24 protein-coding genes are annotated in these 26,319 nt (G+C 60.6%); 2 read left to right on the top strand and 22 right to left on the bottom strand.

Annotated features, from left to right (window positions below; translation table 11 throughout):
• Nucleotides 1-92: 92 nt before the first annotated feature.
• On the bottom strand, nt 93-551 hold the full coding sequence (locus CLV84_RS02985) for a hypothetical protein (RefSeq protein WP_104418251.1): 459 nt from the start codon (nt 549-551) through the stop codon (nt 93-95).
• A gap of 270 nt (nt 552-821) precedes the next feature.
• On the opposite strand from CLV84_RS02985, the gene CLV84_RS02990 reads away from it, so the two are divergent.
• A complete protein-coding gene (locus tag CLV84_RS02990) occupies nt 822-1,421 on the top strand; it encodes a hypothetical protein (RefSeq protein WP_104418252.1) in 600 nt (199 codons plus the stop codon).
• Nucleotides 1,422-1,528: 107 nt separating this feature from the next.
• On the opposite strand, the gene CLV84_RS02995 is transcribed toward CLV84_RS02990, so the two are convergent.
• The 4 genes from CLV84_RS02995 to CLV84_RS03010 form a co-directional block, all read right to left on the bottom strand.
• Nucleotides 1,529-3,295, bottom strand: a complete 1,767-nt coding sequence (locus tag CLV84_RS02995; protein WP_104418253.1) for an alkaline phosphatase — start codon at nt 3,293-3,295, stop codon at nt 1,529-1,531.
• 20 nt (nt 3,296-3,315) lie between these two features.
• A complete protein-coding gene (locus CLV84_RS03000) occupies nt 3,316-4,422 on the bottom strand; it encodes an alkaline phosphatase (RefSeq protein WP_170067541.1) in 1,107 nt (368 codons plus the stop codon).
• A 220-nt stretch (nt 4,423-4,642) separates the two neighbouring features.
• On the bottom strand, nt 4,643-6,394 hold the full coding sequence (locus tag CLV84_RS03005) for a RagB/SusD family nutrient uptake outer membrane protein (protein WP_104418255.1): 1,752 nt from the start codon (nt 6,392-6,394) through the stop codon (nt 4,643-4,645).
• 19 nt (nt 6,395-6,413) lie between these two features.
• The gene (locus CLV84_RS03010; RefSeq protein ID WP_104418256.1) at nt 6,414-9,374 is read right to left on the bottom strand and encodes a SusC/RagA family TonB-linked outer membrane protein; all 2,961 of its coding nucleotides are present in this window, start codon (nt 9,372-9,374) and stop codon (nt 6,414-6,416) included.
• 373 nt (nt 9,375-9,747) lie between these two features.
• Here CLV84_RS03010 and CLV84_RS03015 point away from each other — a divergent pair, with 373 nt between their 5' ends.
• Nucleotides 9,748-10,362: a DUF998 domain-containing protein gene (locus CLV84_RS03015; RefSeq protein WP_170067542.1), complete on the top strand. Its 615-nt coding sequence runs from the start codon at nt 9,748-9,750 to the stop codon at nt 10,360-10,362.
• A 40-nt stretch (nt 10,363-10,402) separates the two neighbouring features.
• Here the strand turns inward: CLV84_RS03015 and CLV84_RS03020 are convergent, their stop codons facing one another.
• The 17 genes from CLV84_RS03020 to CLV84_RS03105 form a co-directional block, all read right to left on the bottom strand.
• On the bottom strand, nt 10,403-11,404 hold the full coding sequence (locus CLV84_RS03020; protein ID WP_104418258.1) for an alpha/beta fold hydrolase: 1,002 nt from the start codon (nt 11,402-11,404) through the stop codon (nt 10,403-10,405).
• Complete coding sequence (locus CLV84_RS03025) at nt 11,397-11,894, bottom strand: hypothetical protein (RefSeq protein ID WP_104418259.1); 498 nt, start codon at nt 11,892-11,894, stop codon at nt 11,397-11,399. The genes CLV84_RS03020 and CLV84_RS03025 overlap by 8 nt, the downstream gene beginning before the upstream one ends.
• 6 nt (nt 11,895-11,900) lie before the next feature.
• A complete protein-coding gene (locus CLV84_RS03030; protein ID WP_104418260.1) occupies nt 11,901-12,353 on the bottom strand; it encodes a DUF1772 domain-containing protein in 453 nt (150 codons plus the stop codon).
• A complete protein-coding gene (locus tag CLV84_RS03035) occupies nt 12,350-13,120 on the bottom strand; it encodes an SDR family oxidoreductase (protein ID WP_170067543.1) in 771 nt (256 codons plus the stop codon). The genes CLV84_RS03030 and CLV84_RS03035 overlap by 4 nt, the downstream gene beginning before the upstream one ends.
• 20 nt (nt 13,121-13,140) lie before the next feature.
• Nucleotides 13,141-13,506: a DUF4345 family protein gene (locus CLV84_RS03040; protein WP_104418262.1), complete on the bottom strand. Its 366-nt coding sequence runs from the start codon at nt 13,504-13,506 to the stop codon at nt 13,141-13,143.
• Nucleotides 13,507-13,574: 68 nt separating this feature from the next.
• Nucleotides 13,575-14,459, bottom strand: a complete 885-nt coding sequence (locus CLV84_RS03045) for an RNA polymerase sigma factor (RefSeq protein ID WP_104418263.1) — start codon at nt 14,457-14,459, stop codon at nt 13,575-13,577.
• Between the two features lie 84 nt (nt 14,460-14,543).
• Nucleotides 14,544-15,743, bottom strand: a complete 1,200-nt coding sequence (locus CLV84_RS03050) for a PQQ-dependent sugar dehydrogenase (RefSeq protein WP_170067544.1) — start codon at nt 15,741-15,743, stop codon at nt 14,544-14,546.
• Nucleotides 15,744-15,903: 160 nt separating this feature from the next.
• A complete protein-coding gene (locus tag CLV84_RS03055) occupies nt 15,904-16,608 on the bottom strand; it encodes a hypothetical protein (RefSeq protein WP_104418265.1) in 705 nt (234 codons plus the stop codon).
• Between the two features lie 344 nt (nt 16,609-16,952).
• The gene (locus tag CLV84_RS03060; protein WP_146088684.1) at nt 16,953-17,711 is read right to left on the bottom strand and encodes a T9SS type A sorting domain-containing protein; all 759 of its coding nucleotides are present in this window, start codon (nt 17,709-17,711) and stop codon (nt 16,953-16,955) included.
• Nucleotides 17,708-18,238, bottom strand: coding sequence for an Hcp family type VI secretion system effector (locus tag CLV84_RS03065; RefSeq protein ID WP_104418267.1), 531 nt, complete (start codon nt 18,236-18,238; stop codon nt 17,708-17,710). Before CLV84_RS03065 ends, CLV84_RS03060 begins: the two co-directional genes overlap by 4 nt.
• A gap of 144 nt (nt 18,239-18,382) precedes the next feature.
• Nucleotides 18,383-18,823 (bottom strand): FKBP-type peptidyl-prolyl cis-trans isomerase, encoded by a 441-nt coding sequence (locus tag CLV84_RS03070; protein ID WP_104418268.1) that lies wholly within the window; start codon nt 18,821-18,823, stop codon nt 18,383-18,385.
• A 12-nt stretch (nt 18,824-18,835) separates the two neighbouring features.
• Nucleotides 18,836-20,122, bottom strand: a complete 1,287-nt coding sequence (locus CLV84_RS03075) for a serine hydrolase domain-containing protein (RefSeq protein ID WP_104418269.1) — start codon at nt 20,120-20,122, stop codon at nt 18,836-18,838.
• A 58-nt stretch (nt 20,123-20,180) separates the two neighbouring features.
• Nucleotides 20,181-21,425: an RNA polymerase sigma factor gene (locus CLV84_RS03080; RefSeq protein ID WP_104418270.1), complete on the bottom strand. Its 1,245-nt coding sequence runs from the start codon at nt 21,423-21,425 to the stop codon at nt 20,181-20,183.
• A 34-nt stretch (nt 21,426-21,459) separates the two neighbouring features.
• Nucleotides 21,460-21,801, bottom strand: a complete 342-nt coding sequence (locus CLV84_RS03085; RefSeq protein WP_104418271.1) for a YciI family protein — start codon at nt 21,799-21,801, stop codon at nt 21,460-21,462.
• 468 nt (nt 21,802-22,269) lie between these two features.
• Complete coding sequence (locus tag CLV84_RS03095; protein ID WP_104418273.1) at nt 22,270-22,689, bottom strand: group III truncated hemoglobin; 420 nt, start codon at nt 22,687-22,689, stop codon at nt 22,270-22,272.
• Between the two features lie 483 nt (nt 22,690-23,172).
• Nucleotides 23,173-24,000 (bottom strand): DUF4249 family protein, encoded by an 828-nt coding sequence (locus CLV84_RS03100; protein WP_104418274.1) that lies wholly within the window; start codon nt 23,998-24,000, stop codon nt 23,173-23,175.
• Nucleotides 24,001-24,003: 3 nt separating this feature from the next.
• A complete protein-coding gene (locus CLV84_RS03105) occupies nt 24,004-26,313 on the bottom strand; it encodes a TonB-dependent receptor (protein ID WP_104418275.1) in 2,310 nt (769 codons plus the stop codon).
• Nucleotides 26,314-26,319: the final 6 nt, after the last annotated feature.

Below are 26,319 nucleotides of genomic sequence, written 5' to 3' on the forward strand. Positions count from 1 at the left end.
GTTTAGGGGGGAGGATGCGGGTCGCCGGCTTGCCCGGGGTGGGCGGCGCGGACTTCCTCGCCTTTGCTGTACCCAGAATACGGATTATATCCCTATCGCCACGGAGCCGTTCGGTCCGGATGGCCGTCCCACGCCGCGAAGCCGAACGTCCGAAAGATCGGAAAAAATAGCAGCAGGGAACCGATCCGAATCAGGGGATACAAGTAAGGCGGCGACTGAAAAAGGAAGGCGAAGGGAGCCCCTTTCCCACCAATCTCGCCGCCGTTGATCACCCCGTCCAACTGGCTGACCCACAGGCTTACTTCGTGCACCGTTGTCAATAGGATGAGGACAAAGATCCCTGTAGTAACCGTTTTGGTCTGAAATTGCCGCCACCGGAGGTATCCCAGCAGCACTCCACCCTGAATCAGGAGCACGGCGGCGTGAGCATCCAGGCGAAGGGCAAAAAAATCGGGAGCCAGAATGCAGAAGGCCAGTAGGAAGTTAAGCCAGGAAAATGCCCGCAAATTGCTTTGGGCGTCCTGTAGTTTATACTCCTGAATGTAGTGCACGGGTAGGGTGTTGCGGGTTAGCGATCTCCGGTCCTAGTATGTGGAGGAGCGGCTCGCCCTAATTTCGGATAGTAAGCTAACGCATCCATTACCGGCTAGGAACGGACGCCGCGTAATTAACGTTTTCGTAGAACCCTACACCCGGCCCGCGCCCTATTTTGCCGAAGTTGATCGCTTCTCTCCCCCTGCCCCCCGAAAGCTACGAACACCTTACCCATGACCTACCACCCATTCAGGCCAACGCTTGTATCCTTCTGCTTACTCCTGGCCTTGATCGCATTCCCTGGCTGCTACGACGATGACGACGCCTACGTACCCGAACCAACCTGCGAGGGACCGAACGGGCAGGGCTGCACCGGTGAATCCACCTGCGACAATGGCAGCTGCGCCTGCCTGGATCCCTCCAATCAGATCGCGCCCGAATTTTGCGTACAGAACCAGTACCGGAATACGTTCGTCACCTACGACCAAATTCTCGGATGCAGCGATACCAGCCTGATCGCTTTTCTGGACGACCCTTTCGCGATTGAGTGGCAAGACAATGAGGCTTCCCGCGGCCTATCGACCTACGGCTACAACCGCGACCCCAATATTTATCTGCCGGGGGGCACCGGGGCCACCCTGATCCGCCCCGCCGGTACCAATACCGGAGCCGATAGCATTTATATCACCGAAATTTTTGGTCCGGAGGGAATTTACTGCTCCCGCGAATCATGGACTTGCATAAATTCTTTCAAGGGTGCTTTCGTGGGGCGCGATACTATTCGCGGAGTATTCCGCCTGATTGGATGCAATGACAGGAATTCCGGGGAACCCTTTCCGGAGGCATTCCTGCAAGAAACGCCGATGACCTTCGTGCGGGTGAATTAAGCTCTAAAGGTCGACCCGAGAAGCTACCGTGCGTCGGGGCGCGGGAAGGATGCATTCCAGCCAATCGGGGGAACGGTAACTATTGCCCCGATCCACCATTCCGTTCCTCATTCGCCCCCGGCCAGCGCCGCCATAATCCGGTGGAAGACCTCGGTATTCTCGAACACCCCGGTAAAGGCCGCCGCCCCCGGTCCGTAGGCGAACAGGGGAACCAGCGTCCCGGTATGGTCGACGCTGAGGAAGTCGGCGCGTACCGATCCGTTGGTGGTGCCCGTAGCTACGCCGAGCCCCCCGGTCTCGTGGTCGGCCGTAACGATGACCAGGGTTTCCCGGTCGGTATCCGCGAAGCGCAGGGCCCTGGCTACGGCACGGTCGAAGTCCAGCATTTCGGTGACGACGGTGGTAATGTCGTTCGCGTGCCCGCCGCTGTCGATCTGGGCCCCCTCGACCAGGAGGAAGAAGGGACGGTCCGTCCGGCCCAGTACGGACAGGGCCGTATCCACGCTGGCCGGGAGGAAGTCGCCCCGGCCGTCCTCCACCGAGGGCATTTTGCCGGCTCCGTGGTAGATGGCCGTCGGGCGGTCCAGGTTGCCGATGTCCTCCAGGGACCGGGATTGGTACCGCTCCGCGATCCGGTCCGCCTTCGCGGCACCGCCGGCGATGAAGAAGTCCAGGTCGCTGGCTACCAGGTCGGCGATGATCTTGTCCGAATCGTCGCGCTCGGCGGTGTGGGCGTAAAAGGCGGAGGGGGTGGCCCCGTCGATGCCGTCGGTTGTGATGATGCCCGTCGTGTAGCCTTCCCGGCCGAGGAGCTCGACCAGGGTAGGCAGATCCCCGCCGGCGGTGTCGACGCCGATCGACCGGTTGTTCGTCTTCTCGCCGGTCGCCATGGCGGTGCCCCCGGCGGCCGAATCCGTCACGGCGTCGTCGGCCGCGGTGGTGCTGACCAAGCCGACGTGCTTGATCCGGGTAAGGGAAAGGTCGCCGCCGTTGGCGACGCGGGCCGCGGAAATCTGGGAGAGTCCGTTGCCGTCGCCGATCAGCAGGATGACGTTGCGGGCTCGCGCGTTCGGGTCGAAGTTATTGCTGGGTTCGTATACCGGCGATTCCTGCTCCAGGCGGTAGGTGCGCTGTGGTAGCTGGTCGAGGAAGGCGCGGGCGGGGGCCGGGCGGTCCGTATTGATGTAACCGACCCCGAGTCCGGCGAAGTAGGCCCAGGCGGTCTTCGTATCCGGGGTAGCCCAGAAGCGGAAGGGCTTGCCGGTGGGCGCTACGGTTGCCAGGACTTGTTGCACCCGCGCCCCGTCGCCCGACGTAATTCTGCCGTAGCCGTTCCACACGGAGTAATCCCGGAAGCTCTGGCTGATGAGCGCCACCTTGTCCAGGTCGATCTCGCCCAGGTCGTCCAGCCGCTGGTGGTCGAAGTAGATGAAGTCTGGGTAGTTTCCGTAGTCCGCGGCCTCGGGACGGTTGCCGGAGATGACGAAAGTTACCTGTCCGCTCTCCGTCAGTTTCGGGTAGCGCTGGATCGCGGCGACCACCTCGTCCAGGGTTTCGTAGGCTTCCGACTTCAGGTCGATGAGGAGCTGGACCGGCCGCAACGCAACGCGCTCCGCCAGGCGATCGAGCTCCTCCAGGTAGAGGGCGGAGAAGGTGGCACCGGACGCGATTTCCGCGCGGGAGTGGGTGGCGAACAGCGTATCCCGTTCCAGGTAGAGGTCCACCTCGATCGATTCGGCCCCGTTCCCGTAGGCGTGCCAGAAGGGGACGTCACGGACGTAATCGTTGTGGGCGTGCACCCGGTAGGTCTGCTGCGCCAGTAGCGGAGTGAGGGTGCAAAGCAGAAAATAGACTAAGCAGGTGGAGGCTTTCATACTACGGAAGATCAGGATCGTTATTCAATATCTAGGGCGGCGAGCAGCCGGGTGAAAATCTCGTTATTCTGGTAAATGCCGAGGAAAAGGTCCTCGTGAGGTCCCTTGGCGAAGATGGGCACGTGTACCGCGCTGTGCTGATTGGAATGGAAGCGGATGGCCACTTCGTCGGGAATCTCCTTTCGCTGCCCGAAAACCACGTGGGGCTGATACTTCTTACCCAGGCTGGCTTCCCCGGTTTCGTGGTCGGCCGTGACGAGCAGCAGGGTATTCGGGTTGTTTTCTACGTAGTCCAGCACGATGCCCAGGGTGGCGTCGAAGTCCGCCATCTCCTCGATCAGCATGGTATCGTTCTCGGCGTGACCGGCCCAGTCGATGTAGGAGCCTTCCACCATGAGGAAGAAAGGCTCACCCGTTTGGGTGAGGTAGTCTAGTCCCATGCGGGTGGCGTCGGGCAGGAAACTGCCGCGGCCTTCGACCTTGGACGGCAGGGCCTCGGGGGCCAGCAAATAACCGTTTCTCCGGTCGGGATCGGGGGCGGACAAGTCGGTGGAATCCAGCCGGTAGTGCTGCGCCGCCAACTCCGCGTACAGGTTACGGCCGTCCGCGCGTTTGGTAAAGTAGTCCAGGCCGCCGCCCGCGAAGAAGTCCAGGTCGGCGGTGACGAGCTGGGCGGCGATCTCCTCGTGCAGGTCCCGGTCCTCGACGTGGGCGTAAAAGCAGGCGGGGGTGGCGTGGGTGATGGAGGTGAGGCTGACCAGACCGGTACGGTACCCCGCTTCGTCCCGCAGCCGTTCCAGGATCGACGGTACGGAGACCGAGTCGGGGGAGACCGAAATCGCGCGGTTGTAGGTTCGTACGCCGGTGGCGATCGCCGTGGCCGCCGCCGCCGAATCCGTCACTTTGTTACTGATGCTGTTCGTCTTCACCAGCCCGATCTTGTCGAAGCGGGTAAAGTTGGGCTCGGCCTCCCCGAAGTAATAGGCGGTCGAGATCTGGGCGAGCCCCATGCCGTCGCCGATCAGGAGGATAACCCTTAACGGCTCTTCCGCTGGCTGCTGGGAGTAGAGGGATCCGTAAAGCAGGATGGTCAGAAGGGGCAGGAGGATGCGGCTACGGGAGGACATATTTGGTAGTTGGGGGTACCCGGGTGCGGGCCTATGGATGTAAAAAGGCCGGCAAGAGGTCATTGTCCCCTGCCGGCCGGTAATTGATGATGGTAAGCGCTTGCTTCACACCGCTGGAGGTTGTAGCGGATCCGGCTACCTCCCCCCCCGCCGTGGTAGCCGGGGGACGAAAGGCGGAGGAGTGGAAAGGTCTAGCGGTGCAGGGGTGGCTGCGAATTCCTTAATACCCCTGATTCTGGTCCAGGTAACCCGCCGTATTGGAGGCGCCGTCAATGGCCGATTGCGGAATGGGGAACAGGCGGTTCAGGGGGTCGGTATCGGTTTTTTCCGTCCAGGCGTCCTCATACGTTCCAAAGCGGATCTGGTTCGTCCGCCGCAGGCCCTCCCAGTAAAACTCGAAGCCGAGTTCGCGATAGAGGATGTCCAGATCGATGGCGGGCAGGGCAGCGGGAATGGGTTCCCGGGCGGTGCGGGAAGTCCGTACGGTATTCATATCCTCCAGCGCGCCGGCGCTATCTCCCTGCCGTAACCGGGCTTCGGCGCGCATCAGGTAAATCTCGGCGTAGCGCAGCAACACGATGTCGATGCTGCTGAAGTTATTGGCGTTGGGCGAGGTACGGCTGAACTGGTACTTGGATACCCGGTACCCCTTGGAGTGGAGGCGGCCTTCGTTGGTGAAGTCGACCTGCAATTCGTGGTTGACGTAGGCTACGTCGCGGTCCGGGCCGTTCCCCCGTATCTGCTTGACGGGGTAGATGCGGTACAGGTTCGGGTCGCCGTCGCAGCGCAGGAAGGCACCGTTGTCGTCCTTCCGCGGGCCCCAGATGATGCCCCGGATGATGCCGCGGTCGAACTCGTATTCCTCCGCGGTGGTGCAGTAGTAGTGATCCGCGTCGTTGAGGGGCGAGATACCGGTCAGGTCCCGAAGCGCTTCGGGGATCGGCTGGTTTGGCATGTAGAAGCGGGCATCCGCATCGGCGGGGTCGACGTCGCCGTAGGCATCCAGCCAGGTCCGGTAGAAATCGACCGTAACGGCCGGGCCGTCGGTGCCGTCCGAACTGGTGAACTCGGGCCGGCCCCACATGGATCCGGTCAGGGACCAATAGGTCCAGCGGCTGTGCTCCTGCTCCAAGACGCCGCGTTGGTCGATGGCGAAGATCAGCTCGGAGTTGCCGTTGTTCTCGTCGTTGAACAGCTCGAAGTATTCCGGAGACAGTTCGTGGCGGCCGGAGTTGATCACGTTGGTGGTGTATTCGATCACCTGATCCATGTCCGCGTCTGTGAAGTCCGGCGTGCCGTAGGGGTCGCGGTAGACCGCGGCGTTCAGGTGGAGGCGGGCGAGGAAGCCCCACACGGCGGTTTGCGTGATGCGTCCGGGGCCCCGGTCGGTATTGATGGCGTCGACTACCGACAGCAATTCGCCGTCGATGTAGTCGATGGCGTCCTGTCCGCGCAGTACCTCGGAGGTCTCGAGCGAGCGTTCCTTCCGGAACACGATCCCCCAGCTATCCAGCATCAGCATATTCAGGTAAGCGCGCAGGGCTTTCATTTCATACAGCGCGCCCTGGGCTTCCTGGTTGCCCGTTTCCGCCAGCGGGGTGAGGGTCTCGATGGCCGTCAGGGTGCGGGAGATGTTGCGGGTAAGTTCGTTCCAGGAGCTGCTCACCAGGTCGTTGGTCGGCGTAATGCTGTGGCTATGCGTAGCCAGGAATTTACCGCCGTCGAACCAGTCGGTACCGCCGCGGTGGGGCAGGATGGCTTCGTCGGAGGCCAGCAATTGCAGGCCATAGTAGTTGGTGTGCAGCCAGGTCGAGGAGACCTGGCCGTAGGCCGGAGCGATCGCGCCGCTGACCGTTTCCGCCAGGCCGCTGCCGGTGAAGGATTCGTCCAGGACCACTTCCTGGAGATCGGTACAGCTGGCCATCATGCTTAGGCAACCGACCAATAGGGTATGCTTGATTATGTTTTTCATCGTAGTAGATCTTGGGGCGTTAAAAAGTGACGTCCAGGCCAAAGAGGAAGGTCCTTCCCCGTGGGTAGCTGAAGTAATCGATGCCGAAAGTTTGGATATCCCCGACGGAGCTTCCGGTGTTGATCTCGGGATCGAAACCGGTGTAATTCGTGAACAGCAGCAGGTTTTGTCCCGTGAAGGAGAGCCGGATGTTCTTCACGACGTTGCCGATGCCCAGGCGGTCGAGGTCGAAGTTGTAGCCCAGGGTGGCATTGTTCAGCCGCAGGTAGTCGCCGTCCTCCAGGTAGCGGGTGGATACCCGGTTCGAGTTGGACACGTCTTCGTTGGGGAACTGCACCGCTAGGTCGGTGGTGTTCAGGGAGTTCGAAAGGTTGCCCTTGCTGTAAAGCGATAGGGCCACGTGGTTGAAGATCTTGTTGCCGCCCACGCCGTTGAAGTTGATGCCCAGGTCGAAATTCTTGTATGCGAAATTGACGTTCATCGCATAGATGTAGCTCGGTAGGGCCGTACCCGCGGCGAAGCGGTCGTTGTCCAGGATCTCGCCGTCGCCGTTGATGTCGGCGAACTGGTTCAGGCCGTCTTCCCCGATGCCGATGAAGTCCTGCACGAAGAAGGTGCCGATCGGCTCTCCGTTGAGCACGCCGTTGATGGTGGCGCCCGACTGGCCGGCCCCGATCACGGATCCCGTCGTCAGGATGCTGTAGGGGGAGTTCCGGACCTCGTTCTCCGTCACCGAAATGTTGCCGCCGATGCCGTAGACGAATGCCCGCGTCTCATCGCTGTTGTAGTTCAGGGCCAGCTCCACGCCGGTATTCCGGATCTCCATGTTGGGAATGTTGGTCCAGAACCGGTCGGTGGGCTGGATGGGGTCCACCGGGGCAACCTCCAGCAGGATGTTCTCCGACACCTTATTGAAGAAGTCGACGTTGCCGGTCAGGCGGTAGTTGAACAGGGCGAAGTCGAGGCCCACGTTCGTCTGGGTGGATACCTCCCACTGAATATTGGGGTTCGCCAGACGGGTGTAGATGGAGCCGTAGGGATACTCGCTGAGGTCCGATGCGTTCGGGTCGAGGGGGTAGGTGTCGTTGCCGCTGTTGCTTTCCGTGAAGCTGGCCTGGGTGATCTTGGAGGGAATCTCCTGGTTGCCCGTTTGCCCCCAGCTGGCCCGTACTTTCAGGTTGGTGAATACGTCGCTGGAGGCCAGGAAGGGTTCGTTGGTTACGTTCCACGCCAGGGCTACGGAGGGGAAGTAGCCGTACTTGTTGTTAGCTCCGAATTTGGAGGACCCGTCCGCCCGCATTGTGGCCGTGATCAGGTACTTGTCGTTGAAGCCATAGTTGATCCGGCCGAAGAAGGACTGCAGTTCGTTGATGGTCGCGAAGGCGGACTGCCGCGTCGGCTCGCTCGCCGCCCCCACCTGGTAGCGGGGCTCGACGCCGTTGTTCGGAAACCCCTCGGTGAAGAAACCCTTCTGCTCCACCTCGATCTGCTGGAAGGAGTGGCCCGCCAGGAACGACAGGTCGTGGATGCCCCGGTCGATCGAATACGTCAGGGTGTTCTCCGCCTGCGTATTGGTGTTCGAGGTCGTGAAGGAGTTCAGGCTGCCCAGTTCGAAATCGTTGATGCTGGGGTAGGGCATGAACTGGACGTCGCGGTTCGTGGTCGAGTAATCCACGCCGACGCTAAAGCGGTAAACCAGGTTGTCGACGATCTCGATGGAGGGGGCCAGGTTGGCCAGGATGCGATTGTTGTACGACAGGTCGTCGTAGATGCGCTCCCGTACCAAGGGGTTGATGTTGTCCCCGACTAGGTCCGTCGGCTCGCCGTCGACGGTAGCCGGGAAGGTCGGATTGAGTTGCAGCATATCCGTCACGACGGAGGTCGTATTCGGCCGGCTGTTCTCGAAGCGGGTGGCGGAGAAGTTGAAGTCCACCTTGAATCGGTCGTTCAGCGCCCGCTGCGTCAGGTTCAGGCGGGCGGAGTAGCGCTCCAGATCGTTGTTCCGCAAAATGCCCTCCTGGTTTTCGGCCGAAAAGGAGGCGAAGTAGGAAGAGCTGCCCGCTCCGCCGCTCATGGACAGGTTGACGCGGTTGGTATTGGCGGTCCGGGTCAGCTCGTCCTGCCAGTCCGTATCGGCCCCCCCGTCGTTCAGAACCCCACCGATGGCGTTGATCTGATTGCGGAACGCGGCGGCGTCGAATACGTCGATCTTCCGGGCGAGGGAGGTGATCGCGGTGGAGGCGGAAACGTTGATCTGGGACTGCCCGGCCCGGCCCTGCTTGGTGGTGATGACGATCACCCCGTTGGCGGCCCGCGCGCCGTAGATCGCGGCCGCGGAGGCATCCTTGAGGACGTCGATGCTCTCGATGTCCGCCGGGTTAATGAAGTTCAGCGGGTTCGTGGGCACCCCGTTGACGGTGTTGTCCAACGCGAAGCCATCCACCACGAAGAGCGGCGTCGTGCCGGACCGCAAACTGCCCACGCCGCGGATGATGATGTCCTGGGCCGCTCCCGGCTCCCCGCTGGCGGCGGTAACGTTAACGCCGGCGATCTTGCCTTGGAGCAATTGGCCCGGGTTGACTACCACGCCCTTGTTGAAGTTCTCGTTCTTCACCGAGGCGATCGATCCGGTCACGTCCGACCGCTTCTTTGAGCCGTAGCCGACCACGACGATCTCGTCGAGCTGGGCGGCGTCGGATTCCAGTACGACGGTCAGCTCGTCGGTGCTTTCCACCTCGATTTCCCGAGCTGCCATGCCGATGTAGCTGAACCGCAGGATATCGCCGACGGCGGCCTCCACGCTGAAGCGGCCGTCCAGATCGGTGACGTTGCCGGTGCCCGTAGCGGCCACGCTAACGGTCACGCCCGTGAGGGGCTGGTTATCGGCATCGGTCACCGTGCCGGTGATCAGGGACTGCGCCCCGGCGACGGCGAATGCACTAAAAAATAGCGCAAGCACGAAATACAATCTTGTTTTCATATACGGTGAGTTTGGTGCCGCAAAGGTATTTCGGCCTGCAGCGCGCGCAAGGGTGGTGAGATTAACGAGGCATTAAGTTTATCCGCGGAATTGCATGATTTGTTATGCGGAGGTTACGTCCAAATTAAGGGAAAAGCCTTTTGCCCGCAATCGGGAAAATGGCGTACCCAAACGCCGAAAGGATTGCACCATACCGCTATCCCTCCCCAAGCGTTCCGCGCGGGCGCCAACTCTTATTGGAAAGCCGCACCTTTACCTCCGGACGGGGTCGTCCCGTTTTGGCCACCGCCATCTCCCCGACCACCATTCGCGGGACGGTGTTTTGCCGAAAGCCCGCGGCGGAGTTCCGATCCATCGATACAAAAAGGCCAACTTGAATAAACCGCAAGCGTATAAATTCTCCGCGGCCACCGCGATGCTCGGCTGCGTGGCGGTTCTGGCCAGCGATGTGATCGGCATCATGGTACACGAAAAGCACGACCCCATCAGCGACACCATCAGCATGCTGGCCATCGGCAAGTACGGCTGGATTCAGGATACCGGACTCGACTTGCTGGGGCTCGGCTACCTCGCGCTCGCCGCGGGCTGCTTCACTCGCAAACGCAGCGGGGCCCGGTGGATGGTGATCGTCGTCATCACCGCCTTGATCGGTACCGACATCATCCTCATCGCCGAGCACAATCAGTACGCGGGGCGGCCGGGCACCAACATTCATATGACGCTGGTGTACATACTGACCGGCCTCTTTTTAATCCTGAACGTATTGGGTAGCTTCGGTCCGGACGGTGCCCGGCTCATTCCCCGGCACTTTTCCGCGTGGATGGCCGTACTCTGGCTCCTCCTCGCGCCGGCCTTGCCGTTCATCCCCGATGGCTGGAATGGCGCCTACGAGCGGCTCGTCGGAACGCTGCTGGTAATCTGGCCGGCGGTCGTTGCCTGGCGGTTGTATCGCTTGGCGGAGGGTTTTCTGGCGCCGGGGCGCGGGTGAAGGGTTGCCCACTAGCCGGATCGCGGGGCTATTCCTCACCTCACCGTTGCCGGTACCACGCATTAAACCGCGCACTCATCTGCCGGGGGTGACTTTCCGTCAGGAAGTGTTTTCCCTTGCCGAGATACACGAAGGTGGCGTGCTTGAAATGCGTTCTGGCATACTCCACCGCGGGCTTGCGATTCACCAATCCCTTTTTCGCATAGAAGTAATGGATCGGCACGGTGGTTTCTTTCATACCCGCAGAGATGGTATCCAGAAGGGTAGCAAAGGCACTTTCTCCCTTCCCCTTGGTGTAGGACAGCACGGCCGGATCGGGGCCGTTAGTGGTGGCGTACCGGCGTTCTTCCTCCGACCAGGGTTCGGTATAGTAGGCGTAGGCCTCCTTGGGCAGTTTCCGGCCGGTGAAGAAATTGACCGCCAGCTTTTTGCCGGCGAAGTTCCTCCGCACCATCCAGCTTTCATTGCCCTTTCGGGTGCGGGTAAGGCGCATAAAGGCCCGGAAGCTAACGGGGAGCTGGTCGTACATCACCGCCGCGGGCATGAAGGGAGCCTCGAAGAGGGCGATGCCCTTTACGTTCCCGGGTTCCCGGATGGTATAGAGCATACCGGCAATGGAGCCGATATCCTGGACGAAAAGCGTGACGTTCTTCAGTCCCTTCGCCGCAATGAAGTCGGTCAACATCCTGTACTGCACCTCCACGGAAACATTCCGGTCGGCCGGAAAACTGGACTTCCCGAAGCCAAGGAAGTCGATGGCGATCACCCGTTTGTTACTATCGATGGCGGGGATAATGTTTCTCCATAAATAGAGATTGGCCGGTAAACCGTGCAGCAGCAGTACCGGGTCGCCTTGCCCGGATTCGACGTAGTGCACCGTATCCGCTCCGAGCGGTATGAATTTTGATTCGAAGGGAAATGCGGCGGAAATGTCCGATTCCACGGGAGTCGCTTTACCCGGGTAAATTTCCTGCGCATGCGTCGCGAAGGCAACCGTGATGAAAAGGATTAGAATGGCGAATTGTCTGACCCGCTTATGCATGCTTCCTGTTTTTCAAATGCGTTATTAATCGGCTGAAGATGTAAACGTGGCTGATGACGTTGACGACCCCGATGGTGACGAAGGCCCACCACATCGTGCCGATATCGTAGTTGTAGAATCCGATACCGAATACCCGCGGAAAAGCGACCAGCAAATCGGTAAAGCCGAATACGTTGAAGAACCACACCAGGGGAATGGCATAGGCCCAACGCCGCCGCAGCGCGATGGCGGTGACGATGGCCAGCAGGGCCGTGGTATAATCCCACATACCTACCGTAAAGGCCAGATCGTCGGGAAAGGCGTCGTACACCTGGGTGTCGACCATGAATACCATGCCCAGGTAGCGGAGGCCATGAATCAGTACCATCGGTACGAGCGCTTCGTGGATACCCAGTCGGCCGAGGCGGGGGAAGACGTACCAGCGGAAGGCCAGGTAAAAGGTGAGCAGGCCCGCGGCGGCCTGCATGTTGAGGATGGTAAAATTGTCCATTTCGAATTATTCGGGTGAGTGGATTGCCTTAACGGCGTATACGGAGGAGATCAACACCACGGCGGTGCGTACCCAGTGCAGGAGGACCCAGGTGCGTAGCTTGCTCACCGTTTCCCCCGCTGAATACCTACCGTCCATGAATCCGAAGTTGGTGGGGAGGTGATAGACAGCCGTGATGGTGCAGGCGATCACGATGCCACCGAGGACGATGGCCCAACGCCGGCGAATGACCGGCTCACCCCGGGAGATGATAACCAGGACGATACTGGAGAGCAGGGCGGGCAGCAACAAGCCCATGGTGGGCGGCAGGAGGTAGGGAAACTGCAGCGTGAACTGCTCCGTGAATACCTGGGGCGAGAGCGACTGCCAGTACAGCCCGTACCCCAGGCCGATGACGAGCATATTGCCCAAAAAAGCGGCGGTGGCGATGGTGCCTACGTAGGCGAGTATATTTTTCATGATTCCGTAGTAGGTATCGGCCGTTTATTGAGCTGGCGAAAAATGAATTTGGGGGCTACCCGACTCATTATTTTTAGTAGTCGCGAAATCCCGGGCGTGATCTCCTCCCGTCCCTTCGTGAAGTCTTTCCAGAAGAGCGTCGCCAGTTTTTCCGCCGGCATCGGTTTCAGGTTATCGTCCCGTAAGTCCGCGTCGTGCGCGAGCTGCGTGGCCACCACCGGGGGAAGTAGTTCCACCACCCGTATACCGTGCACTTTTAGTTGGGGACGAATCGCCTGCGTCCAAAAATGGAGCGCCGCTTTCGTGCCGGAATACACCGGGGCCTGGGCGTAAGTGACGTAGGCGAGGCCCGAAGAAACATTGATCAGGGTCGCGTACGGACTCTTTTTCAGCTGGGGCAGGAATGAATGGAGCATTTGGATGGGCGCCTGGAAATTGATTGAGATCTCGGCGAATTGCTTTCGTAGGTCATTGCTTTCGTCGCCCGTGTCCACCAGGTTCATGATGCCCGCGTTGTTGACCAGGATATCGATCCCGCCAAATGCCGCTTGGGTATGGTCGACAAGCCGGCGGACGTCCTCCTCCCGGGTCACGTCTCCCGGATAAATGTGAATGGCCGGTAATGCCTTTTTTACCCCTTCCAGTTTACCGCGGTTGCGTCCGGTAATCAGCACGGTATGGCCTTGCTCGAGGAATTTCCGGGCGAGCGCGAGGCCGATGCCGGAGCCACCGCCGGTGATCAGTACGGTTAATTTCGGGGTATTCATTGCGTTCATTTTGGGGGATGTCAAAGGGAGCCGGTATGCAGCAGTCGGGTATGCATCCACAGCAGCACCGCCGTGGGAATTAATTCGATCGCGATACCGAAAAGGATGAATGAGGTGGGGGGATAATGCCTCAGGGCGATCGCCCGCACCAGTCCGCCAAGGAAGAGCGCCACCATGAGGAAGCGAAAAAGGGCTGCTTCCGAAGGATTCCAGGCGACGTAGAAGAAGGCCAGCGACATCGACGCCCAAATGGCCGCCACGAAGCGGTGGTTATTATCCTCCATCGGCGACGTCCCCGGTTCGAAGGAAGCGGTGACGCCCAGGTAGCCCGTTCCCAGGGCGATGAAGCCGTAGAGCACCAGGGAGATTCGGATGATTAGGAGCATGGTCGGAAAAGCGCTGTTTGTCCCTTAGACAAGCGCTTTTCCCAACTGTGACCACTTCGGAGAAAAAATCAGTCGAGATGCAGCCGTCCCCGCCACTGCGGGCTTTCCAGGATGAGTTCCAGGAAGTTTTTCTTCTCGAAGGTGGTCTGGTAGCTGTGCTGTCGGTGCAGCTCGGTATACAGTTGCTCGGACTCGTCGACGAGGTAGTCGGCGTCCGGCGCCAGGGCCGCTTTGAAGGTGGAGAATTCCTTCCGGTTGTAGAGCAGGTTTTTGGCATCCACCCGCCCACTCTCCAGGGCGACCGTCACTTTCTTATGGCAGCGGCACGGATTGCTTTTATCGACCAGCCCGCACTTATGCTGCATGAAGTTGTGCAGGTCCTTGCGGGCCCGACTCAGTTTTTTCCGGTAGTTGTCCCGGGAGATTTCCATGATCTCCGATCCGACGTGGTGGTCGGCGTTGAAGATGTCGCCGATGATGTAGATCAGCCGCTGTTCCCGGGTCAGGCAGAGTAGCATGCCCGACAGACACTGCAGGCGCACCTCCCCGATGACCTCGGCCTTCTCCGCCCGTTCCTCGGCGGTGAGCGAAACATCCGGACTGCCATCGAGCAGTTGACCCAGCTCTTCGAAGCTTGCCGCGAATTGATTACTGGGTTTCACCCGGTCGTTCAGGAAGTGATTGCGGACGATCCGGTAGGCCCACGTCCGAAAGGAGCTTTGGCCGTGGAAGGAACCGAGATTGGTAATGATCTTAAGTAGCGCTTCCTGTGTCAGGTCCTCCGCCTGCACCGGATCGTTCACCATTTTCCAGGCGATGTTGTAAATGAAGGGCTGGTGCCGCAGGATCAGGCCGTTTAGCGATGCTTTGCTGCCGTTGTTGATGTCGCGGACAAGTACCTCATCCGGGGTGTCCTCCTCGTAGGTGGTGGAAAACGGATTCGTTCTTCCCATGGGTAGGTCTTTTTTCTATAACCCGGCCGGATCGGTAGCGGGCAGTATTGCCCCGTTGCAGTAAAGTAGCGCTAATCCCGGGCATTACCGACCGATGCGCAGCACCATCCCGTTGGATTGACTTAGGTCGTTGCGTTCGACCAGCGCCAGGATGTCCCCGCCCGGCAGTTGCGCCAGAGTGCGGACGCGGCCCGGAAGATCCAGGCCAAATGTTTCCCCGGTGGCGCGGTCGTACTTCATCAGTCTGCGGTAGGCCAGCGAGCCGAAGAGAAAATAACCGTCCCAATCGGCGATGTTGCTTTCGTCGACCTGCAGCAGGCAGGCGGGTGCCAGGGCTTGTCCGCCGTAGTCGGTCGGAACGGTCCAGTAGTGTTCCGGCAAGACGGTGAAGGTGGCCGCGGAGTCCTCGGTAATCATGGAGACCGGCCCCCCGTCGTAATCGATGCCGTAGCTAAAGAGGGGCCAGCCGTAATTCCCGCCCCGCTTGATGAGGTTGAATTCATCCCCCCCCTTGGGGCCGTGCTCGATACCAAGGAGAGTCTGCGTCAAGGGCTCGTACACCAGCCCCTGCACGTCGCGGTGGCCGTAGCTCCATACGGTGGTGGGACCGGTTAGGCCGGGGAAGACCGGATTGTCCGGCGGCACGGAGCCATCGGCGAGCAGGCGGTGGATTTTACCGGCGTCGCTGCTCATGTCCTGGGCGTACAGCACCGGGTGGGCGGCCGAGGAGAAGTCGGAATTACCGACGTTGAGAAAGAAGTGGGTGGAATCCTGCCAGACGATGCGCATGCCGTTCCCGGACCAATTGGGCTGCCGGGTCGAGAAAATCGTGTCGAACGCGACGGCCCTACCGTCCTCGATCCGGAAGCGGCTCACGCGGGCAAATCCCTCCGTATCCAGGTAGGAAGCGAAGAGGAGGCCGTTATCCCGGTAGGCGGGGTGCAGGCTCACGTCCATCAAGCCGCCGTGCAGGATCGCGGCGAGGCCCGGGGTGCCGAAGGTGGCCACCGCCGGCATTCCGTTTACCTCCTTCAGCGCACCGGCGGTGTAGTGGAATAATTGGCCCACCCGGTCGGTGATGTAGTATTCGTCCTCTTCCACCACGGCCACCCCGAAGGGGATCGTGAAGCCCCCGGCCAGCGTATCCACCGAGAACGCATCGGGACTAATGGGGTAGGGCGATGGCGGGACGTCAATCCGGTCGTTGCCGCAGCCTAGCCAGCAAGCGGCCACCACGACCGACAGCAGGATCCGGACAGACCGCAAGGGAATCAGATGAATCAAACGAAAGGTTTGGATGAATGACCAAAAAAAGCACCTCTCCTGCGTTTCCGCAAAAGCCATCGACCGAAGCCGTGTCTCCGCTGACCAACCGCGCGGTCGCAGGGGGCGGGTACGGTAGAATGTTTTTGCGGCGGAGCGCAGGTAGCTGGATAATCCGATCTCAGTGCCGGAACGCCAGCCGCCCGGCCGGCACCGTGGCCGTATGGAAAGAGGCCAGTTTTACGTGGTATGTCAGCTCGCCCCCCGGCGACACCTGCAGGCCACTGCGGATCGTGCCGTCCAGCGGCCGGTGTACGACCATGGCGGTATAGATGAGGGCTTCCCCGCCGGGCGGGATGATACGCTCCCCTCGCGTCGTCTTCCGGAAGGTGTGATCCAGGTGTTCCCGCAGGCCCCCGACCCCGTAGTTGAAGTCGGAAAGCTTGTCGAGCGACATCGTATCGCCGGGAAGGGTCAGGCGGACGTAGGTACCGGGTGCCGTGGGGAAGGGAATGGAATCCCCCGGAAATTCCAGGGATACCGCAAGGGGGCGGTCCGCTGTGTTCACTATGCGGCTCCAGAAAACACCCACCCCGTAGTGTATGCCGGTGGGATCGGTGTACCCCACCGCTCCGCCGGGGTCGATGGAGCTTCCCCCCTTGGGCAGACTATTCTGTACTAGCGCGGTGTGACCGGCGACGTCCGCGTAGCGGTATTCGGTGTCGACAAATCGGTCGAGTGGCGATGGTGCTGCCGAAAGCGGGTCGATCCTTGTTGTTTGCGGTGACCCGCTACTGGACCCTTCCCGCTCGGCAGGAGCCGGCTCGCCGGGTCTGCAGCCGACCAGCAGGGCTAGTATGCCGACGACAAGGATCGATCGTTTCATTAACCGTGAAAATAAGCGGTGGCGGGAGCATTGCCAGGATGATGGGTATGGTAGGGCAGCCTTTTCCGAGAAGTCTTGTCTCCCGCGCTCCGCCGCAATAAAAAGCCAGCCCCTTTGGAATAAGATAGCCTCGTCGCCATCCGGTAGAACATGGCGTCCCCATGGAGATGAACGAGCGTGAGCCCGGTGGTGTCGTGGAAGCCATGGGCCGGATCTCCTGCGCAGGTGGTAGGCAACTACGAAGAAGTGGCCGAAATTCTGACCCGCCATAGAAAGCACCGGGGGATGGCCGTTGATCGGGGGGCGACCCGCTGGATTGCAGGAATACCTCCTCTGGCAACGGACTACCGGATAATCACCACCCGCTCCGTCGCCCGTACCTCGTCGTTCACCAGCCACTGCAGCTGGTACACGCCGTGCGGCAGGTCGGGAAACCGAAGGTCAACCGGATTTGCGGACCCGGCCGGGTAATTTCCGGACCATACCCGCCGCCCGAATGAATTGAAGAGTTGTAATGCGAAAGCACGCATTGTTTCGGGCAGTTCCACGCTACCGTGCTGGCGGAGCGGATTGGGATAAACCTGCAGTCCGTCCAATGCAAAGGCGTTATCGACGGAAACTACCCGACTGATCCGTTCTACCCGGTCCGCGGACTCGCCCCGCAAGCGGTAGTACGAGACCCCGTAGTGGTTGTTTTGGTCGGTGTAGTTTCTGACTGCTATCAGCGCGGGCGACAAGGATTGGATGGTGGTAAAGCCCGCCTCCACATCGAGTTGACGCTGCAGGGTCCAGGCATAGTCGTCGGCGCTCACTTCCGTCTCCCAGGTAAGGTGAACCGTCGTGGCGGTCTCCCGCGTGGCCGTGAGTTCGGTAGGCATCAACGGCAGCGGCGGGCTGAGAGTAATGCCGCAACCGCTCAATTCGTCAGCCAGCGTAGTGGGGGGCACGCTGACTTCGGCAATCGCTCCGGCGTGGGAAAGTGAGAGCGTCGTCACGGACGGGCTGGAAAGGGAGGTGGTCTGAGCCCATAGCGAGGTGGACGTCACCGGTAGCCAACCGATCAGGAAGGCTAGACGAATAACTGTGCCGCTATCCAGTATCATATCCCGTCGGCAAAATTGAAGCGCTCGACGTAGGTCCCAGCAAGTGCGCCATCGTTGCCGTAGTAACGGTACGTTATTTCGACTTCCTCGGCGAGCAAGCCGATCACTTCGTCTATGCCTTCGCTGCCCTCCGCCCCGGTTTCAAATTTCGTAAATACCACATTGGTGAACTCGAAGATCATGATCACCTGATTCCCCGCGCCTTCCCGGTAAGCCGTGAGCGTCACCTCGTCGAATCGCCTAATCCTAGCCACCGCTGCGAATAGAAAGGGAGTAGCCCGGTCCGTTGATTTACCGAGTAGAAAGGCACCCTGGGTGACCGACGGGCTAACCCTTCCCGACCCCGCATCGGAGGAAATGCCGTAGGAGAAACTGCAGATCTTGATCTGGTCCTCATAACCAACAGCGGAAAGCTCCCCGGCGATATCCTCGATCTCCAGCGCGTAGGCCAATTGCGCGGACAATAGATTCGGTAGGGCAAAAACCAGGAGGCCGAGCAGCAAAGGGCGGAAGCGCGTAGTGATCATAGTGTAGCGTCTTTGTGGCCTTCATGCGACTTCGACAGCGTTTGTTACACGGCATTCTGCTACATGTAGGATGACCGGAAATCCTACCGACCCGCATCAGGTAAATGCAGGGGCGCTTACGGGCGACGGAGCGCAGGTGGCAGGTCAACCCACCGAAACGATCTCCACGTAAAAGATCAGATCGCTATTTGGGGGAATCGCCTTGCCGCGCCCCTGCGGACCGTACGCCTGGGCGGAGGGGATAAACAGCGTCGCCTCGTCGCCCCACCGCAGCAGGCCCATGGCCTCGTCCCATCCCGGGATGATTTCCCCCGCGCCGACCACGAAGCGGACGCCCCGCGGGTTGCTGAACGACTCCTCGAAAATCCCCTCCCGGGACTCCAGCATACCCACGTAGTGTACCTCCACCCGGTGTCCGGGCCGTGGCCGGATACCCGTACCCGCCTCGTGAATGAGGTAGCCGAGACCGGAATCGGTCCGGATAGGGTCCAGCTTCCAGTTCAGGTAATCCCGGCGCACGCCTTCCGCGAAGGCCACCCGGTCCGCGGCGCGGGCCCGTAATTTGGCTTTGGTGGGCTTTTTCATCCAAGTAGGCGCTTAGTCGGCTATCGCCGCCCCGACCAAAATGCGAAACTTCCAGGCGGTCTGATCCTTCGACGTAGCCTGCGTCTGCTTCATCAGAATGCCGATAAGTTCCTCCTCCGGGTCGGCAAAGTACTGGGTGTTGAAGTAGCCACCCCACTCGAAGGTGCCCGCACTGCTCTTGCCGCCCAGACTTTCCCCCGTTTCGTTGACCAGTCCGAAGGCCAGTCCATAGTCGGCCCCCGGGCCCCGGAGGCGACCGATCTGGTTGGATAGGATCGCCTCTACCGTGGTCCGGCTGAGTAGCCGGACGCCGTTCAGCTCGCCCCCGTTGAGGTACAGCTGGAGGAAGGTAGCGTAATCCTCGGCCGTGCTGGACAGGCCGGCCCCACCGGAGAAGAAGCTACGGGCGCCTTTGATCGGATAGTCCGGGTCGTAGAAGGTCGTAGGGTAGTTCTCCCAGCCGTCGTCCGTCGGCCGCTGGATGGATACCAAGCGATCGTACTTATCCTCCGGCAGGTAGAACCAGGTATCCTCCATGCCCAGGGGCTCGAAGATGTGGGTACGGAAGTATTCGTCTAAGGGCATGCCGGATAGCACCTCAATGAAGTAGCCCAGTACGTCCAGTCCTTCGCTGTAGGTGTATTTGCTTCCCGGATCGTGGTGCAGGGGTAGGGTAGCGAGCTTACGGACGCTCTCCTCGATCGTGATTTCCTCGGTGGTGAAGAGATCGGTGACGCCGGCCTCGTCGTACATCCGCTTGAAGCGGGGGTCCCCGTCGATGACGCCGTAGCCCAGTCCGGAAGTGTGGGTCAGCAGGTGGCGAATGGTGATGGGGGTGGATACCGGCCGGGTCTCAAAGGTGCCGTCCTCGTAGAGGGTATCGAGCACCCCGGTTTCGGCGAACACGGGCAAGTAGTTGGCGATCGGATCGTCCAGCTGGAACAGCCCCTGCTCCCACAGCATCATCACGGCGGTGGAGGTGATGGCCTTGGTCTGGGAAGCGATACGGAAAATGGCGTCTCGTTCCAGTTCTTCCCCGTCGGCACTGGCGTCCCCGAAGGCCTTATGGTAGACGATCTTCCCCCGCCGGGCTACCAGGGCCACCGCCCCGGGCACCTCGTCCTCCTCGATGGCGGTGGTCAGCATCTCGTCGATCCGCGCCAGCCGTTCGGCTGACATACCCACCGTAGCCGGATCGGCCGTGGTCAGGGGAGGGGAGTCCTGGCTGGTGGCGGTCTGGGCGGTGAGGCCGAGGGAAAACAGCAGGATAAGCGAGGCGAGGGACACGCGGGGTAGCATCGGCAGAAGGTTGATTTGCGAAAAGGTACGCTGTTTAAGCGGCAAGTCCGGATGGCTCCTACCGCGTCCGCAACTGCGTGGCCAGCCGCTCCATTTTGGCGGCAATAAATACCCGCTCCGTCTCGGTGCCGCAGTATCGGTAGGCCGCCCGCAGCGATTCCAGCGCCGCCGTCGGGTCCGTATCCTCGGTGAGCTCACTCAGGAGGAGGTGGTAGAAATGATTGTCGTGCAGCGGCAGGCCTTCGGCTTCCCGCAGGGCCGCGGCATTTCCCCGGACCTTCGCAAGTGCGTAGAGGCGGTTCAACTGCGCGAGCGGCGTTGGATCGACCGTAAGCAAGGCATCGTAGAGCGACAACACGCTCTCCCATTTTTCCCGGCTGTCACCTTGTACCGTATGCCAATAGGCGATGCTGGCTTCGAGGTAGTATTTGGAAACTACCTCCCATTGCGAGGCGCGCTGCAGGTAATAGAATCCCTTTTCGATCAGGGCGGTATCCCAGCGGGTGGTATCTTGGTCACGGTACAGCACCGGTTCGCCGGCGTCCGAAAGTCTCGCGTCCAGACGGGAGGAATGAAAGCACATCAGCGATAGCAGGGCGTTGGACGCGTGGGTGTCCGTGGAGGGATTACCCAGCAGCAGGTAGGTGAGCCGTACGGCCTCGAGGCATAATTCCTTGCGGACGATCGCGTCGTTCCGCTCGCTGTAGTAGCCTTCGCTGAACAGGAGGTAGAGGGTGCGGAGCACGCTTTCCAGCCGCGGGGCCAGACGGGCGTCGGCGGGCACTTCCAGTTGTACGGCGTGGTCCCGCAGTTTTCGTTTTGCCCGGTGCAGGCGCTTGTTGACGGTGTCTTTATTGGTCAGAAAAGCGGCGGCGATCTCATCGATCCCGAAGCCGCAGAGCACGCGGAGCGCGAGTGCGATCTGCGCCGATTGCGGAACGGACGGATGGCAGACGGTGAACAGCATTTGCAGCTGGTGGTCGGTGATGTTGCGGTCGGAGAGGTCGATGTCCGGCTCCGTGACCGTGGATTCGCGGAGCAGCTGCCCGGCGATTTTCTCGCGGAACAGGTTTTCCCGCTGTAAGTGGTTGCTGGCCTTGTTCCTGGCCACGGTATACAGCCAGGCGACCGGATTTTCCGGGATCCCCCGGTAGGGCCAGGTTTCCATTGCGGTCAGGAAGGTTTCGCTGGCCAGGTCTTCGGCTGCGTCCAGGTGGTCCACCCCGAAGCGCCCGGCCAGTACGGAAACGATCCTGCCGTATTCCCGGCGGAAGAGATGCGGTATGAGTTCGCGTGGTTCCATAAAAAAGCCCCGCGGGCGGGGCTGAAAATAGGTCTTAGTGCGTAACGATCTCCCGTACTTCGACCGTATTGCCGGTGCCCTCCAGGATGGGCGTGCCCTTGGCGAACTCGGCGGCTTCCTCGGCCGATTCCGCCCGGACGATCACGTAACCCCCGAGGGTCTCCTTGATGTCGCCGTAGGGACCGTTGGTAACGAGCTTGTTGTGGTCGACGACTTTGGCACCGTCGAATAGCAGCCCGGTGCCGCCGACGAATTTGTTCTGCGCCGCGATGCCGTCCACCCAGGCTTTCTGTTGCTGCATCCACTGCTGCATCTGTTCCGGGGAAACCTGGCCGTTGGCGTTCTCGTGGCGGAAAATGAGGATGAATTCTTTCATGGTATGGTGATTAAGCGGATGATGTAAACGAAGTACACCATGAAAACAATCGGGACGTTACGAATTGGACCTCGATGCTCCGCATTATTTCGGAGCCCCGCGATTGTCCATCAAGCCGTACACCGCGGTGACCAGTCCCCCTTTACAATGGGGTTTACCTGGAACTGCTGCTTCGCGGTGGGCTTTCATCTCCTGCTCTCCCGGTTCGGCGTTAGCCTTTGGGATCGGGATCCTTAACCCAATCCACGGAGCCGACACGTACTCAAGCGTGGATTCCCGGATCCGACGCTTGCGTTGGGCTGCGTTTCGCTTCGCGGCAACGGCGAATTGCTGCCTTGATCTGAACCAGGATAGCCGCGACCAAATTTTCACCGCTGCGCCATAGGCGATCAGCCAAGCTAAACCGCTTCGTGCAGGGTCTAGCTACGGTTGCACCAGGCATCTGATACCTCGCCGACTACCGTACTGTCAAAGTAGCCCGGGACCGGCGTGTTGCTTATTGGCGGGTCGGTTGCTCCACATGGCTAGAAACTGCCCGGTAGCCATCTTTCGGGCGGCCTGTTTTGCCTTCGTGGCGAGCGCTCCTTCGTACGATTCGTCAATGGTTTCAAACCATAGCTGTAGCCACCTTCCAAAGTGCGTCTGGTCGATGGAATAGGCATAATTAGCATCGACACGCTGGTGTTTTGCCGTTGGATTCCCCTTGAACCTGGCGATCCCAAACAGGTTGGTCTCCCAAAAATCGGTCAGCTTGTCAAGGTGGTCCGGCCATTTTTCCGCGGGGATCTGGCCGTTGAAAATCGGGCCCAATGTTTCGTCGCTCCTGATCTTGGCGTAAAAGGCGTGCACCAAATCACGGACATCCGTTCTGGTATCAATGGTCTTCATAGGCTTTACTTCAGGCGTTTTCGGCCACTTTTTCTACCCGTTCGGCAGCGTATCGTTTGGAAAGGGTTAGCCGAAGTTATCGGTTGCATTTTATGGCGGTTCTGAACTTGGGTAGCCACTATTCCCATAGGTGTTCGGTCAAGTTACGCCATCGGGGTAGTTGCCCAATGCGCAATGTCGCTCCCGGACCGGTCCGACGAGCCAATACCCGATCAACCGTCCGTCGTACTCACTTCGGAAGCAGGTACGTACATCAGCGCCGACGTACCAAGAGCACCTTATCGGCGCAGGCGGTGTAGCGGTCGAGCTCCGCGGCTACCCACGTGGCCCAGGTGGCTTGCTTGGTGGAGTCCTGGTATACCTCGGCGTCATAATCGTCCTGCTTAAGCTGGTTGGCGTAGGAGTGCCGGGAAGGGAAAGTTGCTCATCGTCCTTGGTTTTAGGTGTGACCGCGAATTGGCCCAAGCGCAGGGTGGTCGAATATCAAAGGTCGAACTGCCAACAGTTACTCGCGCCCACCAGGCCCAATCCTTCCTCCATGTTATTAGCCACCGTGGTCGGCTCGGCGAACGGATTATCGTTATTGCTCTGTAGGGTTTCACGCGTTTGTAGGTAGTTATACGTAGCTGGGGTGGTCTGGCAGACGTTGGCGGTTCTTTCATATCCGCCGCCGGAAGGAGAACTTAAATTGTCGCTGGTTATCTCGGGGCCCAGGGCATCACGGCCGTGGATGTAATCGACAGTGTAACGCTGTAGTTCACCTCCGTAACCTTGTTGGGGTACTTGATCGACGAACAGGTGATAGTAATCCTGTTCCCCAACTTGGTTAGGCCAGGTAGCGGAGGTGCGCTGCTCCTGATCGCCGTCTATAGTGTCCAAGACAATCGATTCTAGCGGAATAGCCAGCTCCGGTATAGTGGTCCGACCCCGCGCCGTAAGCCCATCCCACTCCGCGATCACTTCGTAGGTCTGGCCGGCTTCCAGTTGGGCCTCCGACTGCCGCAGTACATAGGTCCAATTCCATCCCGATGGGTTAAATGTAAACGGGAGGTTACCAGCCGGGCCGACCAAGGTCACCCGTGCATCTTGCACTAGCCCGTTAGAAGGATAATCCGGCGGTGGAGTGCCGACGGCCGGAGCGGTTACGAAGACGTCGGCCCGGATCAGCGAGTCCTGCGGAGATAAGAGGCAGTTGAGTACCAGCTGCCGCTCGTAGGGTAGGGCGTCCAGTTCGATCTCCCGTTCGAAGAAGCCGACACAACCGCCCGCGAGGAGGACATACACGGAGAGCGTGAAAAGTAGGAAACGCATGGATTAAAATTCGAAGTTATAGGAAATGCTGGGTACCACGGGAAAGAGGGCGCGCTGGACCAAGCGCCGGCCGCTGCTCCGGAAGCCGCGTTCCGTAGTGACGTAGAAGGGATTGGCCCGGCTGTAAGCATTGTACAATCCAAGCTCCCACACGGCCTTCCCCCATTTCGGGGACCGTCGCCACCTCAGGGCTACGTCGAGGCGGTGTACGGCCGTCATGCGGTAGTTATTGCGCTCCTCGTAGTCCGCTAGTCTGCCCCCCGTATTGCTAAATCCAGGTAGGGCGTTGTAGCCGTACTCGCTGATGGGCACCGATGTCGGTACCCCGCTACCGTACGTCCAGTTGGCGGAGATCAGCAAGTTGGGCCGCAGGTCGTAGCGGGCGGTCAGCGTCAGGTCGTGGCGGCGGTCCTGGGCGGCGGGGTAGTAATCGTCGTCGTTGACCCCGTCGAGTTGCTCATCGACCCGGGACAGGGTATAGGCCAGCGAGGCCCGCAGGCGGCTACCGGTATACGTTCCGCCTAATTCGAATCCGCCGGCCCGGGCGTGGCCGGAGGTCAGGTTATCGACGACGTCGATACGGTTGGTCTGGCCAGGCTCGTTAAGGGCATCCAGCAGGAAGAAACTGGCCCCGTTCGTATACCCGATGATGTCGTTGAATAGCCGGTAGAATACCGCGCCCGTCACCGACCAGGCTTCGGCGTCCGGGCTCCAGGCGGCACCCACCGAGAAAAGCTGGCCGGACTGGGGGCGGACGTCCTCCGAGGCCGGCACCCAGAGGCTGGTCGGCAGGGTAGGGCCGGAATTCGAGAGCAGGTGCAGGTACTGGCGCGTGTAGGCATAGCCGGCGGTGGCGGTCCAGGCGTCGTCGAGTCGGTACGTCAGGTTAAGGCGGGGTTCGGCGGCGGCGTAGCTCCGGCCGGACCGGGGCGTAAAGCGGGTGAAGCGGAGTCCGTAGTTAGCCGTCAGCCGGGGCGAAACGGTGAACTCGTCCTCGAGGTAGGCGGTCAGTTCCAGGGCGCGTACCGTATCGGCCCCGTCGGCCCGGCCACCCTCCATGTCCGTGACCTCGGCACTGGTGATCAGCGTGAAGTCGTGGTCGGTAGCGGAGGCGCCGGCGCGCAGGGTGTGGCGGTTCGACAGGAAGTAGTCTAGATCGGCCTGTAGTCCCAGATCCCGGATGCCGCTGCGGTAGGTAACCCGGTAGAGCCGGTCGCGGGTAACTTCCTCGTTCTCGACGGTAAAATCGAAGGCAGTACGGATGCCCGTCACGTTCAGGAACGCCCGCTCCCCGAGTTGCCGGTTGTAGCGGACCGTCAGGGTGCGGTTCCCCCAGTCGAAGCCGTCGGTCTGCTCCGCACCGCCGTATTCGTCCTGGAAGGAGAAGCGGTCCTGCCCCAGGTAGCCGCTGACGAACACTTGCTGGCGGTCGTCGAGGTGGTAGTTGACCTTGAAATTACCATCGTAGAAGTAGAGCTTGTCTTTCTCGCCGCTCAGGGCAGTGTAGAGTAGATCGAGGTAGGTCCGGCGGCCGGAGAGCAGCACGCTGACCTTCTCGCTCTTACCGATGGGCCCCTCCAGCGTGAGGCGGGAGGAGAGCAGGCCGATGCCGCCCCGGCCGTGCCATTCCTTGCGGTTGCCTTCCTTCATCCGCAGGTCGACCACGGAGGACACGCGACCGCCGAAGCGGGCCGGGTACTGCCCCTTGTAGAGGGTCACTCCCTGTAGGGCGTCCGAATTGAAGACCGAGAGAAAGCCGAACAGGTGGAAGGCGTTGTAAACGGGCGCGCCGTCCAAAAGAATCAAATTCTGCCCGGGCGTTCCTCCGCGCACGAACAGGCCACCGAATCCTTCCCGGGGGTTGGCAACGCCCGGGAGGAGCTGTAATGCTTTGAAAACGTCCTTTTCGCCCAGCAGCACCGGGTTGACGGCCACGGCCCGGGGATCCAGCTGGTGCACCCCGGCGCTGGCGCGTGCGGCCGCGTCGTTGCGTGCGGTGACTTCCACGGTGGTGAGTTGCTCGCCGGCCGGTTGCAGGGCGATGTCCAACCGGTCCGGATCACCGCCGATCCTTACCGTATCGCTGCGGTAGCCCAGGTAGCTGAAGACGACGCGGCGGCTGTCCGCGGGTAGGGTGAGACTGTAGAAGCCGTAGCCGTTCGTCTGTACGCCGGTGGTGGTTGTCGGTAGGTAGACGTTGACCCCGGCGAGTTGCTCGCCGGAGGTGGCATCGGTGACCGTACCGCTGAGGGTAACGGAGGTCTGGGCCGCCAGGGGTAGGGTGGCGAGGAGAAACAAGATGGTGCGGAGCATGGCGGG

This window comes from Neolewinella xylanilytica (genome assembly GCF_002934605.1).
In the GTDB taxonomy this organism is placed as follows: Bacteria; Bacteroidota; Bacteroidia; order Chitinophagales; family Saprospiraceae; genus Neolewinella; species Neolewinella xylanilytica.

Coding starts and splice junctions, on each gene's coding strand:
- CLV84_RS03025 (WP_104418259.1), bottom strand. CDS start 11,894: ATGGACAATTTTACCATCCTCAACATGCAGGCCGCCGCGGGCCTGCTC.
- CLV84_RS03030 (WP_104418260.1), bottom strand. CDS start 12,353: ATGAAAAATATACTCGCCTACGTAGGCACCATCGCCACCGCCGCTTTT.
- CLV84_RS03010 (WP_104418256.1), bottom strand. CDS start 9,374: ATGAAAACAAGATTGTATTTCGTGCTTGCGCTATTTTTTAGTGCATTC.
- CLV84_RS03000 (WP_170067541.1), bottom strand. CDS start 4,422: ATGTCCTCCCGTAGCCGCATCCTCCTGCCCCTTCTGACCATCCTGCTT.
- CLV84_RS03040 (WP_104418262.1), bottom strand. CDS start 13,506: ATGCTCCTAATCATCCGAATCTCCCTGGTGCTCTACGGCTTCATCGCC.
- CLV84_RS03005 (WP_104418255.1), bottom strand. CDS start 6,394: ATGAAAAACATAATCAAGCATACCCTATTGGTCGGTTGCCTAAGCATG.
- CLV84_RS03055 (WP_104418265.1), bottom strand. CDS start 16,608: ATGAAACGATCGATCCTTGTCGTCGGCATACTAGCCCTGCTGGTCGGC.
- CLV84_RS03070 (WP_104418268.1), bottom strand. CDS start 18,823: ATGAAAAAGCCCACCAAAGCCAAATTACGGGCCCGCGCCGCGGACCGG.
- CLV84_RS03105 (WP_104418275.1), bottom strand. CDS start 26,313: ATGCTCCGCACCATCTTGTTTCTCCTCGCCACCCTACCCCTGGCGGCC.
- CLV84_RS03095 (WP_104418273.1), bottom strand. CDS start 22,689: ATGAAGACCATTGATACCAGAACGGATGTCCGTGATTTGGTGCACGCC.
- CLV84_RS03060 (WP_146088684.1), bottom strand. CDS start 17,711: ATGATACTGGATAGCGGCACAGTTATTCGTCTAGCCTTCCTGATCGGT.
- CLV84_RS03080 (WP_104418270.1), bottom strand. CDS start 21,425: ATGGAACCACGCGAACTCATACCGCATCTCTTCCGCCGGGAATACGGC.
- CLV84_RS03020 (WP_104418258.1), bottom strand. CDS start 11,404: ATGCATAAGCGGGTCAGACAATTCGCCATTCTAATCCTTTTCATCACG.
- CLV84_RS03035 (WP_170067543.1), bottom strand. CDS start 13,120: ATGAATACCCCGAAATTAACCGTACTGATCACCGGCGGTGGCTCCGGC.
- CLV84_RS02995 (WP_104418253.1), bottom strand. CDS start 3,295: ATGAAAGCCTCCACCTGCTTAGTCTATTTTCTGCTTTGCACCCTCACT.
- CLV84_RS03045 (WP_104418263.1), bottom strand. CDS start 14,459: ATGGGAAGAACGAATCCGTTTTCCACCACCTACGAGGAGGACACCCCG.
- CLV84_RS03085 (WP_104418271.1), bottom strand. CDS start 21,801: ATGAAAGAATTCATCCTCATTTTCCGCCACGAGAACGCCAACGGCCAG.
- CLV84_RS03075 (WP_104418269.1), bottom strand. CDS start 20,122: ATGCTACCCCGCGTGTCCCTCGCCTCGCTTATCCTGCTGTTTTCCCTC.
- CLV84_RS03100 (WP_104418274.1), bottom strand. CDS start 24,000: ATGCGTTTCCTACTTTTCACGCTCTCCGTGTATGTCCTCCTCGCGGGC.
- CLV84_RS03065 (WP_104418267.1), bottom strand. CDS start 18,238: ATGATCACTACGCGCTTCCGCCCTTTGCTGCTCGGCCTCCTGGTTTTT.